Source organism: Allobosea sp. BK604, from assembly GCF_004341515.1.
In the GTDB taxonomy this organism is placed as follows: domain Bacteria; phylum Pseudomonadota; class Alphaproteobacteria; order Rhizobiales; family Beijerinckiaceae; genus Allobosea.
Map to the genome: position 1 here is coordinate 75,063 of NZ_SLZF01000013.1, position 17,008 is coordinate 92,070.

13 protein-coding genes and 1 pseudogene are annotated in these 17,008 nt (G+C 66.4%); 9 read left to right on the forward strand and 5 right to left on the reverse strand.

Going from position 1 to position 17,008, the window contains the following annotated elements; genetic code table 11:
• Positions 1–5: 5 nt before the first annotated feature.
• Positions 6–1,181 (reverse strand): M20 aminoacylase family protein, encoded by a 1,176-nt coding sequence (locus EV560_RS31325; RefSeq protein WP_131859777.1) that lies wholly within the window; start codon positions 1,179–1,181, stop codon positions 6–8.
• Positions 1,182–1,329: 148 nt separating this feature from the next.
• Positions 1,330–3,124, reverse strand: a pseudogene (locus EV560_RS31330) (chloride channel protein).
• 195 nt (positions 3,125–3,319) lie between these two features.
• Between EV560_RS31330 and EV560_RS31335 the strand changes: the two are divergent.
• Positions 3,320–4,276, forward strand: a complete 957-nt coding sequence (locus EV560_RS31335) for a phosphoribosylaminoimidazolesuccinocarboxamide synthase (RefSeq protein ID WP_131859778.1) — start codon at positions 3,320–3,322, stop codon at positions 4,274–4,276.
• 9 nt (positions 4,277–4,285) lie between these two features.
• Here EV560_RS31335 and EV560_RS31340 read toward each other — a convergent pair whose 3' ends face one another.
• On the reverse strand, positions 4,286–5,527 hold the full coding sequence (locus tag EV560_RS31340) for an MFS transporter (RefSeq protein ID WP_131859779.1): 1,242 nt from the start codon (positions 5,525–5,527) through the stop codon (positions 4,286–4,288).
• A 185-nt stretch (positions 5,528–5,712) separates the two neighbouring features.
• Here EV560_RS31340 and EV560_RS31345 point away from each other — a divergent pair, with 185 nt between their 5' ends.
• The gene (locus EV560_RS31345) at positions 5,713–6,282 is read left to right on the forward strand and encodes a helix-turn-helix domain-containing protein (RefSeq protein WP_131859780.1); all 570 of its coding nucleotides are present in this window, start codon (positions 5,713–5,715) and stop codon (positions 6,280–6,282) included.
• A 273-nt stretch (positions 6,283–6,555) separates the two neighbouring features.
• On the forward strand, positions 6,556–7,182 hold the full coding sequence (locus EV560_RS35925) for a hypothetical protein (protein WP_165923727.1): 627 nt from the start codon (positions 6,556–6,558) through the stop codon (positions 7,180–7,182).
• A gap of 166 nt (positions 7,183–7,348) precedes the next feature.
• Here the strand turns inward: EV560_RS35925 and EV560_RS31350 are convergent, their stop codons facing one another.
• Positions 7,349–8,317: a threonine ammonia-lyase gene (locus EV560_RS31350; RefSeq protein ID WP_131859781.1), complete on the reverse strand. Its 969-nt coding sequence runs from the start codon at positions 8,315–8,317 to the stop codon at positions 7,349–7,351.
• Between the two features lie 172 nt (positions 8,318–8,489).
• On the opposite strand from EV560_RS31350, the gene argE reads away from it, so the two are divergent.
• The 6 genes from argE (at position 8,490) to EV560_RS31380 (ending at position 15,597) form a co-directional block, all read left to right on the forward strand.
• Positions 8,490–9,638, forward strand: coding sequence for an acetylornithine deacetylase (gene argE / locus EV560_RS31355; protein ID WP_131859782.1), 1,149 nt, complete (start codon positions 8,490–8,492; stop codon positions 9,636–9,638).
• A gap of 273 nt (positions 9,639–9,911) precedes the next feature.
• Positions 9,912–11,498, forward strand: coding sequence for an ABC transporter substrate-binding protein (locus EV560_RS31360; RefSeq protein ID WP_131859783.1), 1,587 nt, complete (start codon positions 9,912–9,914; stop codon positions 11,496–11,498).
• Positions 11,499–11,657: 159 nt separating this feature from the next.
• Positions 11,658–12,638 (forward strand): ABC transporter permease, encoded by a 981-nt coding sequence (locus EV560_RS31365; protein ID WP_131859784.1) that lies wholly within the window; start codon positions 11,658–11,660, stop codon positions 12,636–12,638.
• A gap of 19 nt (positions 12,639–12,657) precedes the next feature.
• Positions 12,658–13,617, forward strand: coding sequence for an ABC transporter permease (locus tag EV560_RS31370; protein WP_131859785.1), 960 nt, complete (start codon positions 12,658–12,660; stop codon positions 13,615–13,617).
• Positions 13,618–13,621: 4 nt separating this feature from the next.
• Entirely contained in the window at positions 13,622–14,608 is a 987-nt protein-coding gene (locus EV560_RS31375; protein ID WP_131859786.1) for an ABC transporter ATP-binding protein, read from the forward strand.
• Complete coding sequence (locus EV560_RS31380; RefSeq protein ID WP_131859787.1) at positions 14,605–15,597, forward strand: ABC transporter ATP-binding protein; 993 nt, start codon at positions 14,605–14,607, stop codon at positions 15,595–15,597. The genes EV560_RS31375 and EV560_RS31380 overlap by 4 nt, the downstream gene beginning before the upstream one ends.
• A gap of 3 nt (positions 15,598–15,600) precedes the next feature.
• Here the strand turns inward: EV560_RS31380 and EV560_RS31385 are convergent, their stop codons facing one another.
• Positions 15,601–16,878 carry a peptide ABC transporter permease gene (locus tag EV560_RS31385; RefSeq protein ID WP_131859788.1) on the reverse strand — a complete coding sequence of 426 codons (1,278 nt, stop codon included), beginning with the start codon at positions 16,876–16,878 and terminating at the stop codon, positions 15,601–15,603.
• Between the last annotated feature and the right edge of the window lie 130 nt (positions 16,879–17,008).

Here is a 17,008-nt window from a genome sequence, read left to right on the forward strand (position 1 = left end):
CGCTGTCAGACCGCGCGCTGCGGCATGGCGATCTCGACCAGGCTCGCCCAATAGGTCACGCCGACCGGTATCGCCTTGTCGTCGAACTCATAGGCCGGGTGGTGCAGCCCGGCCGAGTCGCCATTGCCCATGAAGATATAGGCGCCGGGACGTTCCTCCAGCATGTAGGAGAAATCCTCCGAGCCCATGGTCGGCGGGATCTCGGTCTCGATCGCCTCGGCGCCGAAGACGTTCTTGGCAGCACTGGTGACGAAATCGGTCTGGCCGGCATGGTTGAACGTCACCGGATAGCCGCGATCATAGGCGAGGTCGCAGAGCAGGTTGAAGGAGAGCGCGAAGCCGGCGACGATCTCGCGGAAGCGCTTCTCGGCGAGGTCGCGCATCTCCGGCGAGAGCGTGCGCACCGTGCCCTTGATCTCGACATGCTGCGGGATGACGTTGAACGTGTCGCCGGCCTTGATCTGCGTCACCGAGACCACCAGGGATTCTAGCGGGTCGGCATTGCGCGCGACGATCGTCTGTAGCGCCGTGACCAGGTGGCAGGAGGCGATCAGCGGGTCGTTGGTCTCGTTCGGCTTGGCGGCGTGGCCGCCGCGGCCCTCGATCTTGATCAGGAAGCGATCGGCTGCCGCCATCATCGGCCCCTTGCGGATGGCGAATTTGCCGACCGGCAGGCCCGGCATGTTGTGCAGGCCATAGACCTCCTGCACGCCGAATCGCTCCATCAGCCCGTCCTTGCACATCTCCTTGCCGCCGGCGCCGCCTTCTTCGGCCGGCTGGAAGATCATGATTGCGGTGCCGTCGAAATCGCGGGTCTCGGCCAGATACTTGGCGGCGCCGAGCAGCATCGCGGTGTGGCCGTCATGGCCGCACGCATGCATCTTGCCGGGCACGGTCGAGCGATGCTCGAGATTGGTCTCCTCATGGATCGGCAGCGCGTCCATGTCGGCGCGCAGGCCGATGACCTTGCCGGAATTCTGCTTCTTGCCCTTGATCACGCCGACGACGCCGGTGCGGCCGATACCGGTGATCACCTCGTCGACGCCCCATTCCTTCAGCTTGTCCGCGACGATCCCGGCAGTGCGCTGCACGTCGTAGAGCAGCTCGGGATTGCGGTGGAAATCGCGACGGATCGCGGAGATCTCCGGGGCAAGCGCGGCGATGAGTTCGGATTTAGGCATGATGTCCTCGGACGGGTCGGGGCGACTTCGCAGAAAACGGGTTGTCAGGCAGCCAAGCTAGCGCGGCGCGCCCGTCTCTGTCCAAGCCTCTTGCGGCATGAGGGGTGGGAATAGGCCGAATGGCGAAGGATTCCTTGCGCAGCGCCGGTCAGATCGCGCCCGAGACCTCGCGCTGGCGCCGGTCGAGCTCTTCGCTGTAGCGCCGCAGGGTGTGGCTTTCGGTGAGCAGGCCGATGACGTTGCGCTTGACCGGATCGTCGACCACGACGAGCGCCTCGCTCTCCGACTTGTCGAAGATGGCGGCGGCCTCCTTGGCGTTCATCGCCGGGGTCAGCATGGCCGCCTTGAAGCGCAGCAGATCGTCGAGCCTGGTCGTCGCGGCCGCCTCGTCCAGCGTGAGGTCGAAGGCCTCCGGCACTAGCACGATGCCGGCATAGCGATCGGCATGATCGACGATCACGACGCGCTGCGTCGAGCCGAGCGGGAAATCGCGGCGCAGGACGGCGATGCTGGTGTCGCTGCGCACGGTGCGGACATCGCGGCGCATCATCTGGCCGACCGTCAGGTTGCGGATCCAGCCGATATCATGGGCGCTGCGGATGCTCTCGCCCCTGAGATGGAAGCGCCAGGTCGCGAAGGAATAGCCGAAGGTCTTGCGCACCGTCAGCGAGGAGGCGGTCACCGCCACCAGCACGAGCACGGTGATCGGGAAGTCGCCGGTCAGCTCGAGCGCAAGGAATGTCATGGTCAGCGGCCCGCCGATGACCGCGACCGCGAGCGAGCTCATGCCGACGATGGCGTAGATCACCGGCGTCAGCGTCGCATCGGAGAAGAGCACGGGCGCGAATGCCGCGTAGAGCTTGCCGATCAGCGTGCCCAGGAAGAGCGAGGCGAAGAACAGGCCGCCGCGGAAGCCCGAGCCGATCGAGATCGCCGAAGCCAGCGATTTGAGCGCGATCAGCGCAATCAGGCTGCCCGTGGCGAGGGTGACGCCGAGATTGAGATGCAGCGCGCCGTGCCCAGCCGAGAGGATCTGGGGCGAGATCAGCGCGAGCCCGCCGACCACGGCGCCGCCGAGCAGCGGCCGCAGCGCCGCCGGCTTCACCAGCCGCCGGGCAACGGCCTCGACCAGGGTCACGCCCTGCATGATCAGGATGCCGAAGCCGGCGCAGAGCACGCCGAGCACGAGCGCCGGGACATAATCCGCGTTGACGACGTTGCCGAACTCTCCGACCTCGATCAGGAAGGTGCTCCCGACCAGCAGCCGGGCCGTGAACGTGCCGCACAGCGCCGCGACGATGACGGGCGTCAGCGTCGCGATCGAATAGGCGCCGATGATCAGCTCGAAGGCATAGAAGGCGCCCGCCAGCGGGGCGTTGAAGGCGGTTGCGATCGCGGCCGCGGCGCCGCAGCCGACCAGGGTGCGCATATCGTTGCGGCGGGTCTCGAAGGCGATGCCGATGCGCGAGGCCAGCCCGGCCGAGATCTGCGTATAGCCGGCCTCCAGGCCGACCGAGGCGCCAAAGCCGTTCGAGATCAGGTTCTGCAGCGCGACCAGCACGCTGTCCGACAGCGACATCCGGCCGCCATGGAGCGCATTGGCCTCGATCGGGTCGACCGCGACCCGGGTGCGCCAGCGCGCTACGATCAGCAGCAGCAGGCCAAGCAGCGCACCGCCGCAGATCGGCGCCAGCAGCGCGGTATAGGGATCGATGCCGCTCTTGCTGCTCAGCCTCTCGCCCTCGTTCAGCGCGAAGATCAGCCGGTGCAGCCATTGGGCGGGCGCTGCTCATCGCCGTGACCGCAAGACCCGCCAGGACCCCGATCCCCGCGGCGACCGCGATGAGGCCGAGCTCGCTGGTGCGGACCAGGGCGCGCAGCTTCCGCGTCGGAGCGAGCCTCCGCAGGAGCGAGGCGGGGTGGGGCGAGGGAGAAGGTGGCATTGCAGTGACGGTCAGCGGTGGAGAGCGGCTTCTCATCCGCCCATCCGCTGGCGATTTGCAATGCCAAATTGGGCTGGCGAGGGTTGCAAATTGCCGCGTCCCACGCGGCATCGCGCCGATCCGAACTTGCGCGATGGTGCCGGCCTTCGCGCTCGGCTAAGAGACGAGTCCCATCAGAACGAAGCGATCCGAGCCATGCCCGCATACAAGGCCATCGAGGAAGTCGTCATCCCGGAGTTGCCGAACTACTATCGCGGCAAGGTCCGGGAGAATTACGACCTGCCGGACGGGCGGCGCATCCTGATCTCGACGGACCGGCTCAGCGCCTTCGACCGCGCCATCGCCTGCATCCCGCTCAAAGGGCAGGTGCTGACCCAGACCGCCCGGTTCTGGTTCGAGAATACCGCCGATATCTGCCCGAACCATGTGCTCGAATATCCCGACCCGAATGTCGTCGTCGGTCGCCGGCTCGAGATCCTGCCGGTCGAGATCGTGGTGCGCGGCTATCTCGCCGGCACGACCAGCACCTCGATCCTGACCATGTACAAGCAGGGCGCCCGCGAGATGTACGGCGCCCGCTTCCCGGACGGGCTGCGCGACAACGAGGCCCTGCCGCAGGCGATCATCACCCCGACCAGCAAGGCGTTCGACGGCGGCCATGACGAGCCGCTGACGGCGGCCGAGATCCTGGCGCAGGGATTGCTGAGCAAGGAGCAGTGGGAAACGGTATCGCACTATGCACTGGCGCTCTTCGCGCGCGGCCAGGCGATGGCACGCGAGCGCGGCCTCATCCTGGCCGACACGAAATACGAGTTCGGTGTCGATGCCGGCGGCAGGATCATCCTCGCCGACGAGATCCATACGCCGGACAGCAGCCGCTACTGGTTCGCCGAGAGCTATCCCGAACGCTTCGCGGGGGGCGAGAAGCCCGAGAGCTTCGACAAGGATTTCGTGCGCAACTGGGTCGCGACGCGTTGCGATCCCTATAACGAGCCGATCCCGGAGATCCCGGCCGAGCTCATCGAGCAGACCTCGCAGGTCTATATCCGCGCCTTCGAGACGATCACCGGAACCGGGTTCGCGCTGCCCGGGCCGGGCGAGGACCCGGTGGAGCGGATCAGGCGGAATCTCGCGCAGTATGCCTCATCCTAGGCCGGCGCCTTAGCGTCGCCCGGCCGCCAGCTTCCGTGAATCCGGGTGGTGGCGCAGGCGCCACATCGCCCAGCATCCGGCTGCCGGTCCCAGCGCCAGCATCGCGAAGGCCGCCTTCCAGCCGAGACATGCGGCGAGGGGCGGCACCAGGTGGATGCTGACGAGCGTCACCACGAAGCCGGCGCAGGTTTGCGCTGTGATCATCGTGCCGACCATGGCGGGCTCGCTCAATTCGGCGACGCTTGCCGAGAACTGGGCGGAATCGGCGACGGCCGACATTCCCCAGATGATCGCGACGATGCCAAGCAGGATCGGAGCCGCCGTCAGCCAGCCGATCAGCAGCGCGCAGCCGCCGCTGATCGCCATGGCCCCGATCGTGACGGAGGTCCGCCCGATCCTGTCGGCGAGCCAGCCGCCGAGCCACGCTCCGACTGCGCCGGCCGCCACCGCGGCGAAGGTCAGCAATTCCGCGGTGCCATGCGCCGCCTGCGACCCGCGTTCCGCCATGACCTGCTGCAGGAAGGCGCCGAGCCAGGCCCACATCGCATAGAGTTCCCACATATGGCCGCAATAGCCGGCATTGGCGAGGCGGATCGCCTGGTTGCGCCAGGCGCAGCCAAGCCGCCCCAGGTCGATATGCGAGCTCTGCACCAGATTGGGGCCGAGGCCGGCGAGCAGGATGAGGCCGGCGCCGCATAGCGTCGACGCGGCCGCACCCAGATAGATGTCGCGCCAGCCGATGCCGTCGAAGGCGGCAAGCAGGTGCGGGCTGGCCGAGCCGATCACCAACGCTCCGACCAGCAGGCCGATGAGCAGGCCGAGATCCCTGTTCGCCCAGGTCGCGGCCATGCGCATTCCGACCGGGTAGATGCCGGCCATGCAGGCGCCCGTCGCGATCCGCAGGATGATTGCGGCCGGTCCCGCGGGCGGCAGGACGGTCAGGAGCATCGTCAGCATGGCGGCAGCGAGCCCGGATAACGCGAAGAGCCGGCGCGGATCGTAGCGATCGGCGAGGCCGAGCAGGCTGCTGGCAAGTGTGCCGAGCACGAAGCCGCCCTGCACCGAACTGGTCAGCAAGACCTCGCTCAACGGCTCCAGGGCTTGCTCGTGCCGGATTGCGGCGACGGCGGCAGAGGAGGCGAACCATGCCGCCATGGCCAATGTTTCGGCCAGCAGCAGCAAGGCGAGCGATCTCGCCCTGGTCGTTCGGACGGTGGAGGAAATCATAGGCGATGCGGGACTTGGCTGCATGGCTAAGCGGCCTCCGCGCCCGATCGGATCATCCGCGAGCGCCTATCGTCTCATATAGTAGACTTTCGACTTCTATAGAAGACGGTTCGCGCAGCTTGTCTCGCTTTTTCCGCTGCGCCTCTTGAGTGCACCGCGCAGACGGCGGAAGAGCAGGGATCGCCAATTCGAAAAGCAGCCCGACCCGCATGCGCGCCCGCAATCAAGCCGATCCCAACCTCGCCATCGCCGCTCGCATCAAGATCGAGCGCGAGGCGCGAGACTGGTCGCTGGCCGAGCTCGCCGAGCATTCGGGCGTCTCGAAGGCGATGATCAGCAAGATCGAGCGTGGCGACGCGAGCCCGACCGCGACGGTGCTCGGGCGGCTTTCAGGCGCGTTCGGCCTCTCCCTGTCGGTCCTGCTGGCGCTCGCCGAGCGCTCGGAGGACCGGATCAGGCGCGAGGACGAGCAGCCTGTCTGGACCGATCCCGAGACCGGCTATGTCCGGCGCATGATCTCGCCGCCCTCGGGCGACATCCTCGAACTCCTGCAGATTTCGCTGCCGCCGAACGTGCGCGTGCCCTATCCCGCTGCCGCTTTCATGTTCCAGCGGCAGCAGATCTGGATCCTGCGCGGCCAGCTCGAATTCCGCGAGGGCGGGACGACCCACACGCTTCGGCAGGGCGATTGCCTGCAGCTCGGCCCACCGATCGACTCGTCCTTCTTCAACCCCGGTGAGGAGGAGTGCGTGTACTTGGTCGCGCTCGTGCGCCGGTAGAGCATTTTCGAGCGAAGTGGAGACCGGTTCGCGTGAAGGAAATGCGTCAATACAAAGAGATAGAGAATTTTCGCGTTTCGGAGAAGCGCGGAAATGCTCCAGGCACGCTGGTTCAGCAAATCGCCTGATTGACGCTGCGTCATTTCGCACAGCCGCCCACGCTTACGTGAGGGAACGCTCCGCGCGCTGCTGTGTTAGTGTGTAATTAGTTGTCTTGAGTGGGAGGCCGCCATGCGCCGCCTGATCGTTCTTGCCGCTTCTCTCGTTCCCTTGTTGACCGTTGCTGCCACCGACGCCTCCGCACAAAGACGCTTCGGCGGCGGTGGCGCAGGCTTCCATGCTGGCGGTTTCGGCGGTGGCATGCGCGCCGGCGGCTTCGGCGGTGGCATGCGTGCCGGTGGCTTTGGCGGGGCCTATCGCGGTGGCTTCTATGGCGGCGGTGCCCGCTGGGGCTACCGTGGCGCTGGCTTGGGCTACCGTGGCGCTGGCTGGGGTTATCGTGGTGCCGGTTGGGGCTACCGGGGTGCCGGTTGGGGTTATCGCGGCGCCTATTATGGACGGCCCTACTGGAGGCGAGGCTATTACAATAACTGGGGCTGGGGCGCCGCCGGTCTCGTCGCCGGAACGGCCTTGGCCGCTGCTGCCACCTACCCGTACTATTACGATAACTATTACGGATCGTCGTATTACAGCGCACCGTATTACGCGACGCCCTACTATAATACGCCGCCATACTACGGGGCCCCGGCCTATTCCGTGCCCGTCTCCTCCGCGGGGATTGGCGGCTATTGCGCGACGCGTGTTCGCACCTGCGCGCTGATCAATCCCAGCGAGATCGGCAATGGCTGCTCATGCCGCGTTTCCGGTGGACGCGCGCACGGGGTGGTGGTCGGCGGCTAGAGCATTTTCGAGCGAAGTGGATGCCGGTTCGCGTGAAGAAAATGCGTCAAAACAAATAGATAGAGCATTTTCGCGATTCGAAGAAACGCGGAAATGCTCTAGCGCATCTGCGTAGCAGCAGCGGATCGAGGCGCGCGACCGCCGTCGCGCGCCTTCTGCTATGGGCTCAAACGCCGTATTGCGTCCGCCAGGCCGCGAGATCGTCGAGCGAGACGTTGGAGCCGCAAAGCACCAGCCCGACGCGCTCGCCCGGCTTGAACATGTCCTTGCGGGCGATCGCGGCCGCGACGACGCAGGCTGCCGCCGGCTCCAGCAGCACGCGCCCGTTCTGCAGCACCCAGACGATCTCGCGCACCGCGTCCGCATCCGGCACCACGATGATCTCTTCGAGGAACTGACGTGCCGCCGCCATGGTCCGCTCGGTCGCGAACGGGGCGCCGAGCGCGCGGGCGATCGAGGTCGGACGGATCGGCACCGGCTTGCCGGCCTCGAGCGCCTGGCTCATCGTGGTCGCGCCTTCCGTCTCGACGCCATGGATGCGCACGGCGGGATCGAGCCCCTTGAGCGCCGCGCCGACGCCGGCCGCGAAGCCGCCGCCGCCGATCGAGATGAAGACATGGTCGAGCCGTCCGCTCGCATCATTGGCAAGCTCGAGGCCGAGCGAGCCATGGCCGGCGATGATCGCCGGGTCATCATAGGAATGGACGTTGGTGATGCCCTTCGCGGCGTAGTCGTCGGCCTTGGCGAAGGCCTCGATCGCGTCCTCGCAGAGCTCGACCTCGCCGCCCATCTGCCTGGTCAGCTCGATATTGAAGGGCGCGACATTCTTCGGCATCAGCACCAGCGCCTTGGCGCCCATCGCGGTCGCGACCATCGAGACGGCGATGGCATGGTTGCCGCCGGAGACGGTGACGATGCCGCGCCTCAGCTCGGCTTCGCTCAGCGACATCAGCTTGTTGAAGCAGCCGCGCACCTTGAAGGAGCCGGCAAGCTGCAGGCTCTCGACCTTGACCATCGTCTCGACGCCGAGCCGGGCCGAGAGGCCGGCGCTGTGAAAGGTCGGGGTGCGCCGGACCTTTCCGGAGATACGGGCGGCGGCGGCCTGGATATCGGCGAGGGTGACGTCGAAATTCATCGGGTTGGCTCTCTCTGGGCCGCAATTGCGGCTCGGTATTCATGCGCGGCGCACATGAGCGCGTCCTGTGCAGTTCGGTCAAGCGGGCAGAGGTGATTGACCCGGTCAACCATTTGCGTAGCGTGCCGGCACGAAACCTGCCTGCAACCCGGCTTTCTGGAGAACCGACCTCGTGAATCTCACCCCCAAGGACATGCTGGCGAAGCTGGTTTCGTTCAACACCGAGTCGCAGCGCAGCAATCTCGACCTGATCCACTGGTGCCGTGACTACCTCGCGAGCCATGGCGTTGAAAGCACGATCGTGCCGAGCCCGGACGGCATCAAGGCCAATCTCTATGCCACGATCGGCCCCAAGGTGGCCGGCGGAGTCGTGCTCTCCGGTCACACCGACGTCGTGCCCGTCGCGGGGCAGGACTGGACCTCCGATCCCTGGACGCTGACCGAGCGCGACGGCAAGCTCTATGGCCGTGGCGCCTGCGACATGAAGGGTTTCGACGCCATCGCGCTCGCCCTCGTGCCCGAGATGCTGAAGGCGCCGCTGAAGCGCCCGGTGCATATCGCGCTCTCCTATGACGAGGAGGTCGGCTGCTTCGGCGCGCGCGTCATGATCGACGCCATGGTCAAGGCCGGGCTGCAGCCCTCTTCCGTCATCGTCGGCGAGCCCTCGATGATGCAGGTCGTCACCGGCCACAAGGGCGGCACCCGCATGAAGACCACCGTGCGCGGCCATGCCGTGCATTCCAGCCGCGTCGATATCGGCGTGCCCGCCGTGATGATCGCCGGCCAGCTCATCGCCTGGCACACGCAGGTGATGGACGAGAACAAGGCCCGCACGCAGAGCAACAGCTTCGAGCCGCCCTACACCACGCTGCATGTCGGCGTCGTCCAGGGCGGCACGGCGGTCAATATCACCGCCGAGCATTGCTCCTTCAGCCACGAAGTGCGTGCGATCCCTGGGGAGAGCGGCGACACCTATGTCGAGCGTTACCGCGCCCGCATTGCCGAGCTCGAAGCCGGAATGAAGGCGATCGCTCCGGAAAGCGGCATCACCCTGGAGATCACCTCCTTCACCCCGCCGCTCGGTCCGGAGAAGGAAGGCGAGGCCGAGTCCCTGTCGCGCCGCCTGACCGGCGACAATGGCAGCCATGTCGTGGCTTACGGCACCGAGGGCGGCCTGTTCCAGGCGGCCGGCTGGTCGACTGTGGTCTGCGGCCCCGGCGACATCGCACAGGCGCATCAGCCGGACGAGTTCATCACCGTCGCCCAGCTCGAGGCCGGAGCGAAATTCGTGCGCGGCGTCATCGCCGAGCTGTCACGTTGATCCCCTATCTGGCCGGTTTCGCCGAGAAGCCGGCCAGCGGCGCGAGCGCCCGGGCAATGGCATGCGAAGCTTTCGTGAAGCTGTTCGCATGATCGTGTGCGGTACAACCTAGGCTCGCAATAAAGTTCAATCTGGAACAAAGTAAGGCGCTCAGGCTGGACGTATACCAGAAATCCGTCATTAATCGGCCGCCTTGATCCAGGGCCAACGCACGCCCTGAATCGACCGCTCCCCGGGAGGAGTGGGTGTAGAACCGTATGGGAGCATTCCATCATGTCATTCAGGTCGACCTGCCTTGCCGCCGTGGCGGCTGTGGCTCTCATGTGCGGGGCTGCACAGGCGCAGACCCTGCGCTATGCCAACCAGGGCGAGCTCAAGTCGCTCGATCCGTATACCGTCAACGAGACCACGACCAACGCCCATCTCAGCCACGCCTATGAGGGCCTGACGGCGCGCGACCGGGATCTCAAGATCATCCCCGGCCTCGCCGAGAAGTGGGAGACGTCCGCCGACGGCCTGAAGTGGCGCTTCTACCTGCGAAAGGGCGTCAAATTCCATGGCGGCCAGGATTTCACCGCCGATGACGTGCTGTTCTCGGCCGACCGCGTCCGCGCCCCCGGCTCGAATTTCGTCACGCGCGTCCCGACCGACGCCAAGTTCGTCAAGGTCGACGACTACACCGTCGACGTGATCCTGACCACGCCCAACCCGATCCTGATCGCCCAGTGGGACTACTGGATGATCATGTCGAAGAAATGGGCCGAGGCGAACAATGCCGTCGCCCCGACCCCTGCCGCTGCGACCACGCCGAGCTTCGCCTCGCTCAATGCCAACGGCACCGGCCCGTTCAAGATCGAGAGCCACCAGCCGGGCGTGAAGACCGTCTTCAAGGCCAATGAGAACTGGTGGGGCAAGCCGGAAGGCAACATCAAGGAAGTCATCTTCACGCCGATCTCCTCCGACGCGACCCGCGTCGCGGCGCTGCTCTCGGGCGAGGTCGATGTGATCGAGCCGGTTCCGATCCAGGACATCCAGCGCGTCAAGGCCTCCGGCACCGCCGACGTGCTGTCCGGCCCGGAGCTGCGCACGATCTATCTCGGCATGGATCAGATCCGCGATGAGCTGCTCGAGTCCAACGTCAAGGGCAAGAACCCCTTCAAGGACCTCCGGGTTCGCCAGGCCTTCTACCAGGCGATCGACATCGAGACGATCAAGAGCCGCGTCATGCGTGGTCTCTCGACCCCGTCGCCGCTGATGATCGCGCCGGAGCTCTTCCCGCATACCGGCTTCACCCGTCCGAAATTCGATGCGGAAGCCTCGAAGAAGCTGCTCGCCGAGGCCGGCTATCCGAACGGCTTCGAGGTCGGCATGGACTGCCCGAACGACCGCTACGTCAATGACGGCCAGATCTGCCAGGCCATTGTCGGCATGCTGGCGCGCGTCGGCATCAAGGTGAACCTGAACGCCCAGCCCAAGGGCCAGTATTTCGCCAAGGTCCTGAAGTCGGGTGGCTACAACACCTCGTTCTTCCTGCTCGGCTGGACGCCCAGCACCTTCGACGCGCACAATGTGCTTTACGACATCATCGGCTGCCGCACGAACCCGAACTCCTCGCGCGGCGAGACCAATCTCGGCGGCTATTGCAGCAAGCCGATGGACGCCCTGACCGACAAGATCCTGGTCGAGCCGGACACCGCCAAGCGCAACGAGATGATCAAGGAAGCCTTCAAGATCTCGACCGACGAGATCGCCTACATCCCGCTGCACCAGCAGGCGCTGGCCTGGGGTGTGTCGAAGAAGGTCAAGATGGCCCAGCGCGCCGACAACTCGCTGCTGTTCCGCTACGCCACCAAGGAGTAAGCCCTTCTAGAGGCGTGCGCGCGAGCGCACGCCTTCGGCTATCCGCGTCCTCCCTGTCCTGACGGGCTCCCGTAAGGGAAGCATCGTCGCGGCAGGGAGCATGGCTTGGTCGGTGGCCGAGCCGCGTTTTGTTTTGTCCAGTCAGTCACACAGGCGGCCATGCTCGCTTTCATTCTGCGCCGGCTGTTTCAGTCGCTCCTCGTCATGCTGGCGGTGGCGCTCATCGCCTTCACGATGTTCCGCTTCGTCGGCGACCCGGTGAACCAGCTCGTCAGCCTCGACACGCCGCAGGCGCAGGTCGCCGAGATCAGGCGCTCGCTCGGCCTCGACGATCCGGTCCTCGTCCAGTTCTTCCGCTATCTCTATAACGCTGCCCGGCTCGAGTTCGGCGTCTCCTATCAGTTCCGCCTGCCGGTGATCTCGCTGCTCGGCGAGCGCGCCCCCGCGACGCTGGAGCTCGCCTTCATGTCGGCGCTGTTCTCGCTGCTGGTCGGCATCCCGATGGGCGTCTACACCGCGCTGCGGCGGGATTCCGCGCTCGCCAAGCTGTTCCAGGCGGTGTCGCTGATCGGCATCAGCCTGCCGACCTTCCTGATCGGCATCCTGCTGATCTACCTCTTCTCCGTGACGCTCGGCTGGCTGCCCTCCTTCGGGCGCGGCGAGGTCGTCAAGCTCGGCTCCTGGTGGACGACCGGCTTGCTGACCGCCTCGGGCTGGAAGGCGCTGATCCTGCCCTCGATCACGCTCGGCCTGTTCCAGATGACCCTGATCATGCGGCTCGTCCGGGCCGAGATGCTCGAGGTGCTGCGCACCGACTACATCAAGTTCGCCCGCGCCCGCGGCCTCAAGACCCGCGCCGTCCATTTCGGCCATGCGCTGAAGAACACGCTGGTGCCGGTCATCACCATTGCCGGCCTCCAGCTCGGCTCGATCATCGCCTTCGCCATCATCACCGAGACGGTGTTCCAGTGGCCGGGCATGGGCCTGCTCTTCCTCAAGGCTGTCCAGCAGATCGATATCCCGATCATGGCTGCCTACCTGATCCTGATCTCGTTCCTCTTCGTCAGCATCAATCTGATCGTCGACCTGCTCTATGCCGCCGTCGACCCGCGCCTGCGCGCGACGGTCGGCGCGCATTGAAGGGGCCGAAGGATAAGCCATGTCGACCACGAACACCCCATCCGCCAGCCCCTCGCCGCAGAAGCCGCCCTCGCTCTTGGCGCGCATCCTCGACAGCGACATCCTGGCGAGCTTCCTGCGCTCGAAGGTCACGATCGTCGCCGCGATCGTGGTGCTCATCCTCTTCATCGGCGCGGCCTTCGCGCCCTTCATCGCGCCGACCGACCCGTTCGATCCGGCGACGGTGTTCCTGGCCGATGCCAGCATCCCGCCGGTCTGGCAGGATGGTGGCGACCCACGCTTCATCATCGGCACCGACGACCAGGGCCGTGACCTCTATTCGGCGATCCTCTACGGCCTGCGCGTCTCGCTCATCGTCGGCGGACTCGGCGTGCTGCTGGCGGCGACGATCGGCATCACGCTCGGCCTGCTCGCCGGCTATTTCGGCGGCCGTGTCGATGCGGTGATCATGCGCATCGCCGATGTGCAGCTCACCTTCCCGGCGATCCTGATCGCGCTTCTGATCGACGGCGTCGTACGGGGCATCTTCAAGAGTGCAACCCGCGAGGATACGGCGCTCTACGTGCTGGTGATCTCGATCGGCCTGAGCTTCTGGGTGCAATATGCCCGCACCATTCGCGGCTCGACCCTGATCGAGCGCAACAAGGACTATGTCCACGCCGCCCGGCTCGTCGGCTTGCCGGCGCCGCTAATCATGCTGCGCCATGTCCTGCCGAACGTGATCGGCCCCGTGCTCGTCATCCTGACGATCAACCTGGCGCTCGCCGTCATCACCGAGGCCACGCTCTCCTTCCTCGGCGTCGGCCTGCCGCCGACCCAGCCCTCGCTCGGCACGCTGATCAATATCGGCAATCGCTACCTGTTCTCGGGCGACTGGTGGATCGTCACCTTCCCGGGCGTGACCCTCGCGGTGCTGGTGCTCGCGGTGAACCTGCTCGGCGACTGGCTGCGTGACGCCCTCAACCCACGGCTGAGGTGATCCGATGACCGTCCCCGTTCTTTCCGTCCGCGACCTGACGGTCGAATTCGTGACGCGGCGCGGCACCTTGCGCGCCCTCGACAAGATCTCCTTCGACATCGCCCGCGGCGAGGTGCTTGGCGTCGTCGGTGAATCCGGCGCCGGCAAGTCGGTGACCGGCTCGGCCATCATCGGATTGATCGATCCGCCCGGCCGCATCGCGGGGGGCGAGGTCGTGCTCTCCGGCGAGCGCGTCGACAACCTGTCGCCTGAGCAGATGCGCCGGATCCGCGGCAAGCGTATCGGCATGATCTTCCAGGATCCGCTGACCAGCCTCAACCCGCTCTACCGGGTCGGCGAGCAGCTGATCGAGACGATCCAAACCCATACCACCCTGAATGCGTCAGAGGCCCGCAAGCGCGCGATCGCGCTGCTCGACGAGGTCGGCATCCCCGCGCCGGACAGACGTATCGATGGCTATCCGCATGAATTCTCCGGCGGCATGCGGCAGCGCGTCGTCATTGCGCTCGCGCTTTGCGCCGAGCCGGAATTCATCATCGCCGACGAGCCGACGACAGCGCTCGACGTCTCCGTGCAGGCCCAGATCATCGCGCTGATCAAGCGGCTCTGCAAGGAGCGCGGCACCTCGGTCATGCTCGTCACCCATGACATGGGCGTCATCGCCGAGACCGCCGACCGTGTCGCTGTGATGTATGCCGGACGCGTCGCCGAGATCGGCCCGGTGCGCGATGTCGTGAAGGATCCGCTCCACCCCTATGCCAAGGGCCTGATGGGCGCGATCCCCTCGCTCGAGGGCGAGATCGACCGGCTCGTGCAGATTCCCGGCTCGATGCCGCGGCTCTCCAACATCCCCAAGGGCTGCGCCTTCAACCCGCGCTGCTCCAAGGTCTTCGCGCGCTGCCATATCGACAGGCCCGAGCTGATCGAGGTCGGCGATCGCAAGGTCGCCTGCCATCTCTATGACCAGCCCAAAGCGGAGATCGCGGCGTGACCGAGACCCCCTTCATCCAGGTCCGCGATCTGAAGCGTGTCTTCGACGTCTCGAAGCCCTGGCTCAACCGCGTGCTCGAACAGGCGCCGCGGCAATATCTCAAGGCGGTCGACGGTGTCTCCTTCGACATCCGCAAGGGCGAGACCTTCGCGCTTGTCGGCGAATCCGGCTCGGGCAAATCGACGGTCGCCCGCATGGTCGTCGGTCTGCTGCCACCCTCCGACGGCACGGTCTCGATCGCCGGCGTCTCGATGACGGACAGGGCTGTCTCGCAGGAGCGCCAGCGCCTGCGCCGCCGCATCCAGATGATCTTCCAGGACCCCTATGCCAGCCTCAATCCGCGCTGGCGGGTCGGGCGCATCATCGCCGAGCCGATCCGTGCCTTCGACATCATCCGGGGCGAAGCGGCGGTCAGCGAGCGCGTCGGCGAGTTGCTGACCCTGGTCGGCCTCCATCCCGACGACGGCAAGAAGTTCCCGCACGAATTCTCGGGCGGCCAGCGCCAGCGTATCGCCATTGCCCGCGCGCTCGCCTCCAATGCCGAGTTCATCGTCTGCGACGAGCCGACCTCGGCGCTCGACGTCTCCGTCCAGGCGCAGATCCTCAATCTGATGCGTGACCTGCAGCAGAAATTCGGGCTGACCTACCTGTTCATCTCGCACAACCTGGCGGTCGTCCGGCACATGGCGACGCGCATCGGCGTGATGTATCTCGGTCGCCTCGTCGAGGTCTCCGAGGGCAAGCAGCTCTTCTCGGCGCCGCGCCACCCCTACACCAGGATGCTGCTCGATTCGGTGCCGGACCTCGCCATGATCGGCAAGGCGCGCGAGGGCGTGAAGGGCGAGATCCCGAACCCGATCAGCCCGCCCTCGGGTTGCACCTTCCACCCGCGCTGCCCGCTGGTCTTCGATCGCTGCCGGGTGGAGAACCCGCCGGTGATCGACGGCGTCGCCTGCCACGCGGTCAATGCGGGCAGGGCGGCCGCCTGAAGCTCACTTTCCGGCGGGCGTCGGCCCGCCGGCTTTCGGCCGTGTATGGCTCGGCGCGGATGTCGGCCGCGGCGAGAGCGGCGCCAGCGGCCGGTCGGTCCGGTATTGCCCGCGCGCGATCGCGATGAAGAGCAGGATCACGGCGGCGAGCGTCATCAGCCACCAGGTCTGCAGCGTCGCGAAGCCGAGTGCGGCGAGGGCGAAGGCGGTGGTGTAGGCTGCCGTCACCCCGGCCGCGAGCGGGCCGGACATGGTGCCGGCCGCCCGGATCGCGAAATAGAGGCAGGCCGCGGCGCTCGCCGCGCCGACGATGCCGAGCTCGTACCAGGTCTCGAATAGCAGGGTGTTCGGCGCGTCCTGTGGCAGGCCGCCGGTCAGGCGGGCGCGCAGCACCGTGTCGAGCCCATGGCCGGTGACGAGCTGGACCGGCGAGCTGCCGACGATATCGGCCCAGATCGCCAGCGAGCGATGCAGCTCGTCGGCGCTGCCGGGTAGCTGCGAGACAATCGGGATCAGCAGGAAGGGCAGCACGGGCGCGAACAGCATCAGCCCGGCGATGATCAGGGCGATGATGCGCACGGCGACCGCGCGATTGGCGCTGACGGCGCCGAAGGCGACCGCGCCGCAGATCATCGCCACCGCCTCGCCATCCTCGAAGCGCGTCAGCGACAGCATGCCGACTGCCAGCGCCAGTCCCAGGGCGCTGAGGCCACGGGCACGCGACAGGAGCCAGGCCAGGGCCGGCCAGGCCATGATCAGCACGGCGCTGATGCCGCGCTCGACGCTGCTGACTTCGGCTTCCGCAGTGGGATTGCGCATCGAGCTTGCAGCCATCAGTGCGAGCGCGAACAGCGCGGCAAGCCCGGTGCCAAGTGCGACGAGGTTGAGGTTGGAGGCGCGCATGCGCTCCGGCAGCGCCGCTGCGCCACAGAAGCCGAGCACGACCGCGAAGATCAGGTTGCCCGCCTTTTCGCTCGCGGAGAATGTGTAGGGGCTCCAGACCAGCGAGAGCACCGCCCAGCCGATCAGGCCAACCAGGATCAGGCTCGGACGGCTGAAGACCGCCTCTTTCAGATTGCGACCGAAGCTGCCGCGTTCCTCGATCAGCGAGGAGATGATCAACAAGGCGACGCCGATCGGAGTCAGCACCACCGCAGCGCGGCGCGACACGAGCGAGGCCAGCGGCAGCACCAGCGCAAGCGTGGCGAAGCCGATGCGGCGCAGCAGCAGGGCTGCGTCCGTGGCGGGGTCGAGCGGGGCGTTGGCGTTACGGCGGATCATCGATGGCAACCGGACAGGAGCTTCCGCCGGACGGTTCGCCGGAGATCAGCCCAGATCACAATAGCTTGCGCCGGCTGCCGGGACTGTAGGTGCGGCGCAACACTGCGCCGGCAACTCGTGCGCGTTGCGA